General features: G+C 35.7%; 14 protein-coding genes. 10 read left to right on the forward strand and 4 right to left on the reverse strand.

Annotated features, from left to right (window positions below):
• The first annotated feature begins 27 nt into the window (after nt 1–27).
• The 9 genes from ACW0TQ_RS04915 to ACW0TQ_RS04955 all read left to right on the forward strand — a co-directional run bounded on the left by ACW0TQ_RS04915 (nt 28) and on the right by ACW0TQ_RS04955 (nt 7,833).
• A complete protein-coding gene (locus ACW0TQ_RS04915; protein ID WP_212928192.1) occupies nt 28–321 on the forward strand; it encodes a hypothetical protein in 294 nt (97 codons plus the stop codon).
• A 193-nt stretch (nt 322–514) separates the two neighbouring features.
• Nucleotides 515–805 (forward strand): hypothetical protein, encoded by a 291-nt coding sequence (locus tag ACW0TQ_RS04920; RefSeq protein ID WP_212928191.1) that lies wholly within the window; start codon nt 515–517, stop codon nt 803–805.
• Nucleotides 806–979: 174 nt separating this feature from the next.
• Nucleotides 980–1,141, forward strand: a complete 162-nt coding sequence (locus ACW0TQ_RS04925) for a hypothetical protein (protein WP_175297063.1) — start codon at nt 980–982, stop codon at nt 1,139–1,141.
• Nucleotides 1,142–1,527: 386 nt separating this feature from the next.
• Nucleotides 1,528–3,162, forward strand: coding sequence for a BCCT family transporter (locus ACW0TQ_RS04930; protein ID WP_341172980.1), 1,635 nt, complete (start codon nt 1,528–1,530; stop codon nt 3,160–3,162).
• Nucleotides 3,163–3,312: 150 nt separating this feature from the next.
• Complete coding sequence (locus ACW0TQ_RS04935; RefSeq protein ID WP_455725397.1) at nt 3,313–3,861, forward strand: TetR/AcrR family transcriptional regulator; 549 nt, start codon at nt 3,313–3,315, stop codon at nt 3,859–3,861.
• A gap of 164 nt (nt 3,862–4,025) precedes the next feature.
• The gene (locus ACW0TQ_RS04940) at nt 4,026–4,424 is read left to right on the forward strand and encodes a VOC family protein (RefSeq protein WP_341172982.1); all 399 of its coding nucleotides are present in this window, start codon (nt 4,026–4,028) and stop codon (nt 4,422–4,424) included.
• Between the two features lie 1,019 nt (nt 4,425–5,443).
• Nucleotides 5,444–6,529, forward strand: a complete 1,086-nt coding sequence (gene xerS, locus ACW0TQ_RS04945) for a tyrosine recombinase XerS (RefSeq protein ID WP_042534061.1) — start codon at nt 5,444–5,446, stop codon at nt 6,527–6,529.
• Between the two features lie 118 nt (nt 6,530–6,647).
• Complete coding sequence (locus ACW0TQ_RS04950; RefSeq protein WP_455725398.1) at nt 6,648–7,451, forward strand: LAGLIDADG family homing endonuclease; 804 nt, start codon at nt 6,648–6,650, stop codon at nt 7,449–7,451.
• Nucleotides 7,452–7,455: 4 nt separating this feature from the next.
• Complete coding sequence (locus tag ACW0TQ_RS04955) at nt 7,456–7,833, forward strand: hypothetical protein (RefSeq protein ID WP_042534063.1); 378 nt, start codon at nt 7,456–7,458, stop codon at nt 7,831–7,833.
• A gap of 173 nt (nt 7,834–8,006) precedes the next feature.
• On the opposite strand, the gene ACW0TQ_RS04960 is transcribed toward ACW0TQ_RS04955, so the two are convergent.
• The gene (locus ACW0TQ_RS04960) at nt 8,007–8,495 is read right to left on the reverse strand and encodes a GNAT family N-acetyltransferase (RefSeq protein WP_042534064.1); all 489 of its coding nucleotides are present in this window, start codon (nt 8,493–8,495) and stop codon (nt 8,007–8,009) included.
• A gap of 148 nt (nt 8,496–8,643) precedes the next feature.
• Between ACW0TQ_RS04960 and ACW0TQ_RS04965 the strand changes: the two genes are divergently transcribed.
• Nucleotides 8,644–8,919, forward strand: coding sequence for an acylphosphatase (locus ACW0TQ_RS04965; RefSeq protein ID WP_042534065.1), 276 nt, complete (start codon nt 8,644–8,646; stop codon nt 8,917–8,919).
• 43 nt (nt 8,920–8,962) lie between these two features.
• On the opposite strand, the gene cls is transcribed toward ACW0TQ_RS04965, so the two are convergent.
• The 3 genes from cls to ACW0TQ_RS04980 form a co-directional block, all read right to left on the reverse strand.
• Nucleotides 8,963–10,420 (reverse strand): cardiolipin synthase, encoded by a 1,458-nt coding sequence (gene cls, locus ACW0TQ_RS04970; protein ID WP_042536270.1) that lies wholly within the window; start codon nt 10,418–10,420, stop codon nt 8,963–8,965.
• A 162-nt stretch (nt 10,421–10,582) separates the two neighbouring features.
• The gene (locus tag ACW0TQ_RS04975) at nt 10,583–12,100 is read right to left on the reverse strand and encodes an FAD-dependent oxidoreductase (RefSeq protein ID WP_276540056.1); all 1,518 of its coding nucleotides are present in this window, start codon (nt 12,098–12,100) and stop codon (nt 10,583–10,585) included.
• 137 nt (nt 12,101–12,237) lie between these two features.
• On the reverse strand, nt 12,238–12,477 hold the full coding sequence (locus ACW0TQ_RS04980; protein WP_017796848.1) for a 4Fe-4S dicluster domain-containing protein: 240 nt from the start codon (nt 12,475–12,477) through the stop codon (nt 12,238–12,240).
• Nucleotides 12,478–12,552: the final 75 nt, after the last annotated feature.

Consider the following 12,552-nt stretch of genomic DNA (forward strand, 5'->3'; position numbering starts at 1 on the left):
TTATATGTATGAAAGAGGGGACAGGTTATGCATTTAAGTCTAATGGAGCTGCTGCTTATCTTTGTTGGAGGAGTTTTGATTTTAGGAATCCAGTTTTATTTATCGACTAGAAAGAATCGATTTATGGGGCTTTTATTCCCGATCGTATCCTTCGGGTATTCCATATATATGTTTTTAAAATCAGATTTCTTTTCCGATATGACATTCAGTATGAAAGCTTATATGTTCATTGCTCAAAATATTCCTGCGCTGGTTTTGTTGGTGATTTATTTTATTTGCCGTTGGAATATGAAAAAACGTAGGGAGAAAGGAGCAGTATAGATGAAAAAACAATTATTAATTTTAGTCGCTTTTACTACTACTTTTATTATACTTGTTGGGTGCAGTTCCTCCGGATCAAATGAAGATGAAAACTTTTTTTAGTGAAAGTATACGAAAAGCAGGCGATAAACTTACCGGTTTTTTGGTGAACCCTCCTTAACAAAAGATAAATCATTAGAAGGAGAAAGAGCATTTGGAGAAGATGATTATACAGGAACGTATGAAGCGGTATATCAACAATTCTCAGGCACAGAAAATTTATTTGGCGGTGCATCGCTTGATGGAAGTGAAGGAAAGAAGGTTCAGATTACCTATAACGCAAACATCGAAAGCGGAGAAGCAGAAGTATTTTGGAATACCGCTGATTCAGAGCAGAAATTATTATTTGAAGGCCAGGGAGAACATACAGAAACCATCAGTTTACAAGGCGGCTGGGAATATCTCAGTTTGGAAGGGGATGAACTGGAAGCAGATATTCGGGTAAATATTGAATAAAAGGATTGGTAAATCAAATTTAGCAGTATGGCAGCTATAGCTTCATCGGATGAGATAAGAGTTGGATATTTAAACAGGTCGTTCTACAACCACTATTTGGAAGTAATTATCGCCATGCTATTACAACGTTTTGTACATACTAAAAGATAAGGAGGTGGCAGTAATGAGCAAAAAGAATAAAAATAAGAAAAACCAGCTATTTGAAGATAACAAAGGCGTTCAAGCTGTGCAAAATCAATTGAATGAAAGTTATCAAAGCGGAGTAGTTGAGGATCAATTAGAAAACAATCGGGGAATTCACCATTTTAATAATAAGAGCAGATAAAACGAAAATAACTGAGGCTGGGATTTAACACCAGTCACAATTCACAATCAATTTAAAAATGGTTCTGGTCATTGTTTTTAATGAAATGATTGGAACCATTTTTGGGTGGATAAATTTTATTATATAACTGATATGGCTGCATTAGTTAATCAATTAGAATAAATACGTCTTATGAAACTGAAATATGAAGAAAAATGAATAATGAGTTAGATAATATTTAAAGTTTTTAACCCTAGGGTGTTGAAGTACTTATATAGTCATGTTAGTATATTACATGGTTTTAGAAGGGTCGTTCTATATAAAATAATATGGTATGAAGTGGAATTGTACATTGCTTTGTAAATTTTACTGCGATCTTCATTAGAAAATTACAGGAGGTTTTATTTTTGAAATCGAAGTTAAATGTCACACGAGTATTTTGGATTGCTGTATCAATTGCGGCAATCTTTATATTATGGGGGGCTATATTACCGGAAAATGTAGAATCAGTACTCGGTACAGTGGACGGATTTATATCCACATACTTCGGGTGGTTCTATATGTTATCAATGACAGCTTTTGTTCTATTCGCTATATACATGGTTTTCAGTCCATTAGGGAGAGTGAAGTTAGGTAAGCCGGACGAAAAACCACAGTATAGTTATTTTACATGGTTTTCATTTCTATTTACTGCAGGTATGGGAGTCGGACTTGTTTTTTTCGGTGTTACTGAGCCACTAACTGATTATTATGCACCGCCAAATGCTGAACCCAATTCGGGGGAAGCAGCTGCAGAAGCTCTCCAATATTCTATGTTCCACTGGGGTATCCATCCTTGGTCAGTATATGCTGTTGTCGGTCTGGCACTTGCATACTTTAAATTTAGACACCAGGCACCGTTACTTATGAGTTCAGCGCTATCTCCTATTCTTGGAGAACGTACAAAAGGGGGATTGGGTACGGCCGTTGATGTTCTCGCTGTTTTCGGTACAATTTTCGGTATTGCTACATCTCTTGGACTCGGTGCCACACAAATTACAGCAGGATTAAGCTACAGTTTTGAAGGTATTGAAAATAACATCATTACTCAAACTATCGTGGTATTGGTTATTACAGTTGCTTTTATCATGTCTGCAGCAACTGGTGTAAACAAGGGTATACGTTACTTAAGTATTAGTAATATTATTATTGCTATTGCGCTAATGTTGTTTATCTTAGTGACAGGCTCCACATTACAAATGTTCGAATCGTTTATGTCAACAGCAGGAAATTATTTCCAAAATCTTCCTACGATGACTTTTGATATGAATGCTTTTACCGGTGACCGCGGATTTCTTGATGATTGGACATTGTTTTATTGGGCATGGTGGATTGGCTGGTCTGCATTTGTAGGAAGTTTTATTGCCAGAGTTTCCCGGGGTCGGACTATCCGTGAGTTTATCATTGGTGTCGTGTCGGTTCCTTTTGTATTCAGTTTAATCTGGTTCTCTATTCTTGGAGTTGCCGGTATTGAATTGGATGAGGCGTTAAACGGTGGATTATATGATCTGGTTGTCGCTCAAGGTGATGAAGTGGCTTTATTCGCCTTCTTGGAAAACTATCCATTTGCACCGGTTGTACTCGGGATTACCATACTCTTAATTGCATCGTTTTTTGTAACATCTGCTGACGGCGGCACCTTTGTGCTGGCTATGATGACTACAGGCGGTACAATTAATCCTGCTACCCGGATTAAAATTATCTGGGGAGCGATTCTTTCTGCTACAGCACTTGTATTACTATTTTCCGGCGGTCTTGAAGCATTGGAAATGGCAATGTTAATTGCAGCATTCCCATTCACATTTGTCGTCATGCTGCTTGCAATATCTGTTGTTAAATCACTGGCTAATGAATACGATATTCTTACGATGGAGAGAAAGCATTATGAACATCAGCCGGAGTATTTAGAAGAAGCTAAGAAAGAAATACAGGAGAAGCGTGAAGAGTTTCTTGAAAGCCTTCCGGATGAAATGCCAGAGGAAGAAAACAGCAAGGATCAATAAGATAAAAAAACATTTATTTGCTTGTGAAAACTGTTATTTATGAACTTTTTAGTCATTAAATAACGGTTTTCATATAATTGAAAATAAATTGAAGAAATAAAATGTACATGTTATGATATGGAATGACAATTCTAGATAGGAATGAAAGCCATGTCTGTTAAAAAAGAGAACTTATTAGAAACAGCAGAAACTTTATTTTATAAATATGGTTTCCGGGGTGTAGGTTTAAAGCAAATAATAACAGAAGCCAACGTCGCAACGATGACTTTATACAATCATTTTGACTCTAAAGCCCATCTAGTTGAAGAAGTGCTTAAAAAAAGAGAGGCACGCTATTGGTCTTATTTAGATTCTTTTATCGATTCAAACACCGATAATCCATTCATGGCTGCAGTAGAGGCTCATAATAAATGGCTTAAAGAATACTCTTATAAAGGTGATATGTTTATGAGAGCAATTGAGGATTATGCGGGAACTGATAATAACATTGAGAGTATTGCACGTGGACATAAAGAAAAACTGCTGCACTATTTTGAGGAACTGGCGAAAATGCAAAGTGTCGATAACTGGAAAGAATTAGCAATACAGTTCACTTTGCTGTTGGAAGGCACCACATCGATGGCTACATTAATCGGTTCTGAAGAAGCAATGAAATATTCTATTGCGATGGCTCGAATGCTGGTTTCGAGTTCATCGTAATTTTTTTACCTGAAAATATAAAGCAGGCGAAATAATATTAATACGTTAATTCCCGGCAGATAGCGTTTTTTTACATTTATGTCACGTAGAGAAAAAATTTTGAGCAATCGAGAAGAAGTTTTTATAATCCATTTATAGTAAACTGATGAAAAGGAGGCGTTTTCATGAGTACAATGATTTTTGTTAACTTTCCAGTCAAGAACGTTGCTAATGCCACTGATTTTTACGAAAAACTAGGATTTACGAAGAACGATGACTTCTCTGATACCCACGCAAGCTGTATGGTATGGGACGACAACTTTTATATTATGCTTTTAGAACACGCTTTTTATCAACAGTTTCTCCAAGGTAAAAAGATTGCCGATACTCAAAAAGAAAATGCTGCCTTAATCTGCTTTAGCTTAGAAAGTGCTGAAGCAGTCAAAGAATTCGGTCAATTAGCGAAAACAAATGGCGGTGATGCTTATCATGTAGACATGGGGATGCCGGAAGAACAAATGTATGGCTTAGAGGTATCAGATATTGATGGAAATATGCTAGAACCGATGTGGATGAAGCAATAGGTATGGAATGAACATGCTATTGCTTTATGAAATAGAAGTTAAAATAAGGTTATTGGAATAGGCTGGCAGAAATAAAGCAAGAGCCGAATCGGGTTTACTATTATCATGTCTGTAGAAAAATCGGAATAAGGCGAATATACTTGTTATAGGAAATAGATAGCACTACGAATATGAATACAGAGAGGGAAATATCAAAGATTCAAACATACTCAATTCATGTCATTAGTAATTCTATAAGTAGGAATAGCCAATGCCAGCCTATAGCTATCCCTTTCATGCAATATTATGGTAAAGCATCTGCTATAAATGCTACATCTCAATAAAATATATTTGATAAGAGTAACCGCCAAAAATCAATTTTAATTAGCCAGATTGTGACTGCTTTATGTTAACAATAAAAGCAACTAATTTATTGGATACCTTAGAGTATGTATCCTTTATGAAAATATCTAGAAATAATTGTTTGCAAACTTATATTCTTACTTGAGAAAGAAGTGTTCCACGCGATGAGACCACGATCTACAGCGAAATAATTGTAAAAATAAAAATAACTCAATAATTTCTTGGACAAGCGAATGAAAATGAAACAAAAAATTATGTGTATATTGTAAAATAAGCATTAACTGTATCTTACCTACTGTGGAAGATGATAGAACAACCGGGTTTTTAAAACCTCCATGAACACAAAAAGTAGGATGTACTTTTAAAGGAGTTTCTGAAGGAGATATAAGGTTCAAACAATGAACCATTTTCATACGTCCTGTTCCTTATATAAGGAACAGGACGTATGAAAATGGTTTAAAATAAAAACCAGAGATTAAGCGAATTATTCAACATGAACAAATAGGGAACAGACGGACCAAAACAAGCTTTTATGTAGAGGGCAGGCAGAGAAAGAAGATTTATTTATTGATGTATATAAAATATCATCCAAATAGATTATTACGTAAAATATAAATTTGACGTAATAATTGCAATTCTGATTACAGTCCTGTAAAATTTATCTATGAGGTGATCTAATGGCAAATCATTCAAAACAGCAACTTTACAATAAACTTCAAACGCTTCTTAAGGAACTTCCTTGGTATGTCGAGGAATTTATCAATCATAAAGAAAGAAAATTATCAGCAGCTTCATTACTCAATTACGCACACGATTATAAAATTTTTTTCAATTGGCTCGTGACCGAAAATTTTTATTCTGGTGAATTGAAAGATCTGCCCCTTGAGTCGCTTGAATCACTAACTGTTCAGGAAGCTGAACGATTTTTGACCTTTCTTAAATACCAATTACATAACAAGGAACTCACAATAAATCGCAAGTTATCTGCTTTAAAATCGCTTTTCAACTACCTGCAAAACATTGCTGAAACACGTGATTTACAGCCATATTTAAAACGTAATGTGATGGCAAAGCTTGAATTCAACGACATCAAAGAAAGTATGGAAACAACTGCAAATAAAATGGAAGGAAAAATCTTAATTGGTGATGAATATGAACGATTTCGCCAATTTGTTGCCCATGATTATGGTGAGCTTTATAAAGACAACAAAAAGCTTGCAAATTTTCACCGCCTAAATCGAGAACGTGATACAGCGGTTGTCTCGCTTATTTTAGGCTCTGGATTACGACTTTCAGAGGTTGTGAACCTGGATTTAGATGATATTGATCACAGCAAATTTACTGCACGTGTTATTCGTAAAGGAAACAAAGAACAATATGTTTATTTCAGCAAGCAAGCGATGGATGATTTAGATGAATATTTACAAATCAGAGCAAAACGCTATCATGTTGAGAAAACAAACAAAGCTTTATTTATCGCTGCTGCAATGGGACCAAAAGGCACACCAAGACGACTAACTGCGCGTTCTATTGAAAAGTTAATCGAAAAATACGCGAATGCTTTCGGAAAACCATCCTTATCCGTTCACAAACTAAGACATTCTTTTGCTACGAGGTATCACAATGAAATTAATGATGTACCGAAGTTAAGGCGCCAACTCGGCCACTCATCGATACAAACGACGATGATTTATACGCATATTAACAATGATGATTTGAAAAATGCTGTAGATAAAATGGATATGCCTAAAGGTGATGAGTGATTACTAGCGTATTATCCAATTCACTATACGATAAATTTTTAAATTCTCCTAGGTTTCCACTTGATTATACGAACGTTTGTTTGTATAATTAGAGAAACCAAACAAAAGGAGATAAAAAATGCCTAGAAACCCAGGGGTCACGGACGAAGCTATTATTAGAATGTATAAAAGCGGTATGCCTTATAAAGAAATGGTTGCACCAGTCGGTATCTCTGATCGGGCTATTCGCAATGTAATCTATAAACATGGAGTTAAAATGAACAGAGAGCAATCTTCAGGGCAGCCGCGAAAGCATAAAGTTAATGAAAACTTCTTTAAAACGTGGTCACATGAAATGGCGTGGGTTTTGGGGTTGTTTATAACTGATGGTTGTATCAATCAGAGAATCTCTAGTGTTTCCTTAACTCAAAAAAATCAAACAATACTTCGTCAAGTGGCGAGATATATGGGTGCAGATTATATTTTATCGAAAAAATATAAAACAAGAACAACAGCAACATTGGTTATTAATTCAAAAGAAATTAAGAATGATTTAGCGAAGTTGGGAGTACTGCCTAATAAGTCATTATCTGTACAATTTCCTGAGGTGCCAGATGAGTTCCTCCCCTCTTTTATTAGAGGAGTTGTAGATGGTGATGGCTGGGTTCAAAAGAAAGGTTATGTGATGAATATTACTACAGCCAGTTTTAGCTTTGCCGAAGGACTTCTACTCGTTTTTCAAACATGGAAGCTGCGTAGTGAAATAACTGAAGAAATTACTCAATCTGGTAATCCAGTTTTTCGGGTTTGGGTAAAAGGTAAATTGTATCTTCCCAGACTGGCAGATATTATATACAATGACGAAATAGAGCATTATGAATCCTATAAAGAAAATTACTTAAGGCTTCATTCAAAAGCACATAATCAAATAATAAAGGAGTAATATAATGTGGAAATTAATTGATGGAAAGCTGATTCAGACAACAGATACATCGAGAGTGAAATTTAGAACAAATGTTAGCAAATCGATTATTGATCAATTAAATACATTGGCCATTCAATATGATACACACCCAAATTATTTATTAGAATCAGGCTTACAAGCGGTTTTAAAGCAAGGAGTTATTCAGTTTGATAAAAAATCTCGCCCTAAAGATCGTATTCAATATAAAACAACCTATGATAAAGAGTTATTACTTGAAATAAAGGATTTTGCAAAAGCACATAAATTAAGCGCCAATGATGTGCTAGAATATAGTGTTCATTTTATTGATTTTAACTCTGTGAAGAAGAGAAGCTATAAATATCGAATTGAAAAGCTTTAATTTTTTTATTTCCTATAACGCCCCCTACATAATATTTATTATGAGAACTAATAAAACAATCTATCTCACAACCAAGTATACTTTAGATAGTGAGACAAAATTAAATTTTTAACACTTTTGATTTTATATTCCATTGTTCATTCATACGGCTAAATCAAAATGATTTATTAATCTCAAACCTGATATTCATAAAGAGCTACAAAAAATTCACCAACCGTCTTTTGGCCGACTTGCTGAAATCCCTGACACTCATAAAAATAACATAAATTAGGTCTGTCAGCTGCACAATCCAATCTTATATATTTTTTCAGTTGCATTTTGGCTTGCTGCTTAGCCCAATCTATCAGGTTAACAGAAACGCCTTCTTTAGCATACTTTCTGCGTATAGCGATTTTATGCAAATATAAAGCGTCATTTTTATTTTCATGCGGCCAAAATATGTGATCCTGTTCCTGAACAATTATTGTTCCAGCAGATTCCCCATTTAAAAACCCAATAAACAGTTCATTCAGTGCATACTTTTCTAATAATGCTTCTTTGGTAAGTTCGCTAGTATACCACATTTCCTTATTTGTTCTCTTTAACCATTCGGCGGCTTCTTTTAAAATCGATGCAAATTGGTCTATCTCTTCCATATTAATATTTCTAATCATCCATTCCATATACGTCCCCTCCCTCCTTGCTCAGATACTTTGATTAATTATTCTTTTCATTTTATAATTTTCAGAATATTTATGTATGTAATTATATCACTTTACTGTAAATTGATAAATAAATTATGCTATCATATCTATTAAGAGGTGATTTTCTATGAAGTATGTATCTGCTAGAGTTCAAGGACGTGTGCAAGGAGTCGGGTTTCGGTACTTTACCCAACATGCTGCGATGAATCATGATATTGTCGGCTGGGTAAAAAATGAAGATGACGGTGCAGTAGCCTTTGAAGCATATGGAGAAGATAATAATGTAGACCGTTTTCTTGAAGAAATTAAAAAAGGCCCCTCTCGATTTGCAAAAGTAAATGAGATGGATGTCAATAAGCTTTCCGGAGATCCGGAGTATACCTCTTTTAACGTTAAATATTAAAAATAGAACGGGCACAGCGTGATAAAGCTGTGCCCGTTCTATTTTATAGAATTGGTGAAAGCAAACGGGAAATATCTTCTTTAAATTTAATCCATAAGGATCGTTTATGGTAGCGTTCAAGTGTTAACTCTGAGCTTAACTTACAATCTTCTTCAAATATATTATGCAATTCATTAGAAACGGCTTCATCATACGTAATCGCATTTACTTCAAAATTCAACCGGAAGCTTCGGGAATCGATATTCATTGTTCCGACAGAAGCCATTTTCTTATCCACTACAATGGTTTTTGCGTGCAGAAAGCCATTCTCATAAAGCAATATTTTCGCTCCATATTCTAATAGATCTCCTGCATATGCCCATGTAGCCCAATACACGAACGGATGATCCGGCTTGCAAGGAATCATGATTCGTAAGTCTACTCCTGATAAAAGCGCCATTTTACAAGCATCCATGAAACTCGTATCCGGTATAAAATACGGCGTTTGAATACAGACACTCTCTTTTGCAGAGAGAATCATCTTAATATACATATTCTTTAAATGCTCCGTCTCAGAGTTTGGACCGCTGGAAACAACTTGCACCGGGCTTGTTCCATGGTGCTTCTCTAAATGGAAGCAAAACTTCTTATAATCATCATGAAGCTTATCCTTTCCAGCCTGGTGCCAGTCCATAATAAATCGGACCTGTATGTCGTTGACAGCATTTCCGTATATTTTCAAATGCGTATCGCGCCAGTAACCGAATTTTTTATCCTCTCCAAGGTACTCATCGCCGACGTTGAAGCCGCCAATATAGGAGAATTCACCATCAATAATGACCATTTTTCTGTGATTTCGATTATTGATTCGGAAGTTAATCAGCTTTAAGAAGGATGGGAAGAACACACGCACTTCTCCTCCCGCCTTTTTTAAGTCATCAAAGAATCGGGATGGCAACTTTTTTGATCCTACTTCATCGTATAAAACGCGGACCTTTACGCCTTCTTTTGCTTTAGTAATTAATGCGTCTCTTAATCTTTTCCCAAGTTGATCGGGCTGAATTATATAATATTGCACATTGACTTCTTGTTTCGCTTCCTTGATGTCATTCAGCAGAGCATCAAACTTTTTATGGCCATCCTTAAATATGAAAATTTCATTGTCCTCTGATAATCTGCCGTGAGAAGAGCGTAAATTCATGGTGACAATGTCATTGTACTGATTTAACCATGGGATATCATCCCGTTTTTCTTCCTCTATCAGTTTTAGTTGTGTGTCTACTTCTTCTTTAAGCAGTTTTTGTTCTTCTGCTGTTAAGCCATAAAAGTTATTCTGTTTTAGACTGCGGCCTAAAAAGATATAAATTAAAAATCCAACAATGGGCAAGAAAAATAATATAAGCAGCCATGCCCAGGTATAGCCGACATCTCTTTTTTCAAAAAATAGCACACCTAGTGCCAGTAATAAATTAATAAAAATGACGATAGAACCAATCATCGTAATAATATTACCTATTTCCATTTCCAATATGATCACCTGCTTTTTTCTAAATTTGAACTATTTTTTTATCCAAATTTATTAGATTCATCCATATTACACTAAATGGGATTAAAAGTTAAGTCAATGATTGCTGCATAAAAAAAGGAACACTTTTATTTGAAAAAAGAGTGTTCCTTTTCTGTATTACTCATCCAGAGACAATTTTCTTAAGGGTTCTTTCGCAGGTCCTGCCAACACCTCGCCGTCATAATGATAACGAGAACCGTGGCAAGGGCAATCCCATGTTTTATCAGCACCATTCCAATTGACCTCACAGCCTAGATGCGTACAAGTCGTATCCAAAACATGCAGTTTTTCCTCCATATCCTTATAAACACCAGCGCGAGAGCCTTTTACCCTTGTGATGACGGCTTCATTTATTTCTAAATCATCTATTGTCCCTGGCGGAATAAAATCCAGCTTACCTTTTAAAAGCTCTGCGGCAACCTCCATATTAAATTTGAATAGATTCTTTAGCATCGGCTTTGAAGCGAAACGTGCCGGAGAAAATAATTCATTGTATGGATTTTCATCCTTTTCAGCAATACTATCTGCTATAATATTTGCAGCTAATGTGCCATTGGTCATCCCCCATTTTCGATAGCCTGTAGCAATGAAGATAGAAGGATCATCGTCAGTTATAGGGCCAATGTATGGCATTTTATCCAGCGTGGTAAAGTCCTGTGCAGACCACTGATAAGAAATGTCCGTTATCTCAAATTGCTCTTTAGCAAACGCCTTTAAATTGTCATAGCATAATTTCTCCTCCGTGCTTTCTCCTGAGCGGTGGTTTTCGCCGCCAATAAGAAGATAGGTATCTTTATTATTTAACGTAGCTGTCCGGATAGAACGGGTTGGATTTTCTACATTAATATACATTCCGCCCGGGTATTTACCTGTGTATTTTCCTGATACAATATAAGATTGCTCTGCATACATTTTGGCAAAATAGAGACCTTGATGATCAATATACGGAAATTGAGTAGCTGCTATCAGATAATCACATGCAACACGGTGCTTATCCTTTGTTAAGACCGTATGCTGTCTATTATATTCCAGCTTCATTGCAACAGTTTGCTCGTAAACCTCTGTGCCGTTTTTTACAGCTTCCTCTAGCATAAATTGTAAATACTTTAAAGGATGAAATTGGGCTTGTCCAGTCATTTTTAACGCTTTTTTAAAAGGAATCTCCAGCGGCATCTCTGAGGTAAGCTCTCCTGGAATATCTAAGGTCTTATATGCTTCTGCTTCCTTGTCTAATTGCGCTAAATAAGCGTTATCATTTGTATATAGAAACGCATCCTGTTCTTCATAATTACAATCAATCTGGTTTTCCTTGATTTCATTTTTTATAAAATGCATGGTTTCTTGCATGGCCTGATAATATTGTTTTGCTTTTTTCTCGCCCATGGTTTCAATCAGTTCTGAATAAATGATACCATGCTGGGCAGTGATTTTTGCTGAAGTATGTCCAGTCACACCACTCAGCACACGGTCAGCTTCTATCAGGATAACTTTTATGCCTTTTTTCGAGAGCAGATACGCAGCAGTGATTCCTGTTAATCCGGCCCCGACGATGCAAACTTCTGTTTTCTTTGATTCATCGAGCTTGGGAAAGTCTTGGAATGCGGTATCTGCCTGCCAAATTGATTTTATATCCATATTTAATGCACCTCACATTTACATATTTTCTTTAGTATCTCCTGTTCACGTAATCATTACTCAACAGAAATAGAAAAGAATAAATATGAGGATATAGAAAAAGACTGCTTCTATAAAAGGAAGCAGTCTTTGTATAATTAACGATTTTCAAAAAATAACCGGTTCAATGAAATATATTCATTCTCCTCTTCCGGCACTTCATCCTCCATATAGATTGCTTCTACTGGACAAACTGCCTCACATGCACCGCAATCGATGCAAATATCCGGATCGATATAGAACATATCTTCGCCTTCTTCTATACAATCAACAGGGCAAACTTCTACACATTCCCCCGCTTTTTCTGTTTTACATGGTGAAGTAATAATGAAAGCCAACGAGATTCTCCTCCTCTTTACCAATATTATTGACATATTAAATCATTATAACGCATTTTAAAATAAAAAGAAACG

It is taken from the genome of Oceanobacillus sp. M60 (genome assembly GCF_053839645.1).

What these genes read in the sequence shown, in the direction of transcription:
- ACW0TQ_RS04955 (WP_042534063.1), top strand. Translation starts at nt 7,456, where the DNA reads ATGTGGAAATTAATTGATGGAAAGCTGATTCAGACAACAGATACATCG.
- ACW0TQ_RS04915 (WP_212928192.1), top strand. Translation starts at nt 28, where the DNA reads ATGCATTTAAGTCTAATGGAGCTGCTGCTTATCTTTGTTGGAGGAGTT.
- ACW0TQ_RS04960 (WP_042534064.1), bottom strand. Translation starts at nt 8,495, where the DNA reads ATGGAATGGATGATTAGAAATATTAATATGGAAGAGATAGACCAATTT.
- ACW0TQ_RS04925 (WP_175297063.1), top strand. Translation starts at nt 980, where the DNA reads ATGAGCAAAAAGAATAAAAATAAGAAAAACCAGCTATTTGAAGATAAC.
- ACW0TQ_RS04965 (WP_042534065.1), top strand. Translation starts at nt 8,644, where the DNA reads ATGAAGTATGTATCTGCTAGAGTTCAAGGACGTGTGCAAGGAGTCGGG.
- ACW0TQ_RS04940 (WP_341172982.1), top strand. Translation starts at nt 4,026, where the DNA reads ATGAGTACAATGATTTTTGTTAACTTTCCAGTCAAGAACGTTGCTAAT.
- ACW0TQ_RS04975 (WP_276540056.1), bottom strand. Translation starts at nt 12,100, where the DNA reads ATGGATATAAAATCAATTTGGCAGGCAGATACCGCATTCCAAGACTTT.
- xerS (WP_042534061.1), top strand. Translation starts at nt 5,444, where the DNA reads ATGGCAAATCATTCAAAACAGCAACTTTACAATAAACTTCAAACGCTT.
- cls (WP_042536270.1), bottom strand. Translation starts at nt 10,420, where the DNA reads ATGGAAATAGGTAATATTATTACGATGATTGGTTCTATCGTCATTTTT.
- ACW0TQ_RS04950 (WP_455725398.1), top strand. Translation starts at nt 6,648, where the DNA reads ATGCCTAGAAACCCAGGGGTCACGGACGAAGCTATTATTAGAATGTAT.
- ACW0TQ_RS04935 (WP_455725397.1), top strand. Translation starts at nt 3,313, where the DNA reads ATGTCTGTTAAAAAAGAGAACTTATTAGAAACAGCAGAAACTTTATTT.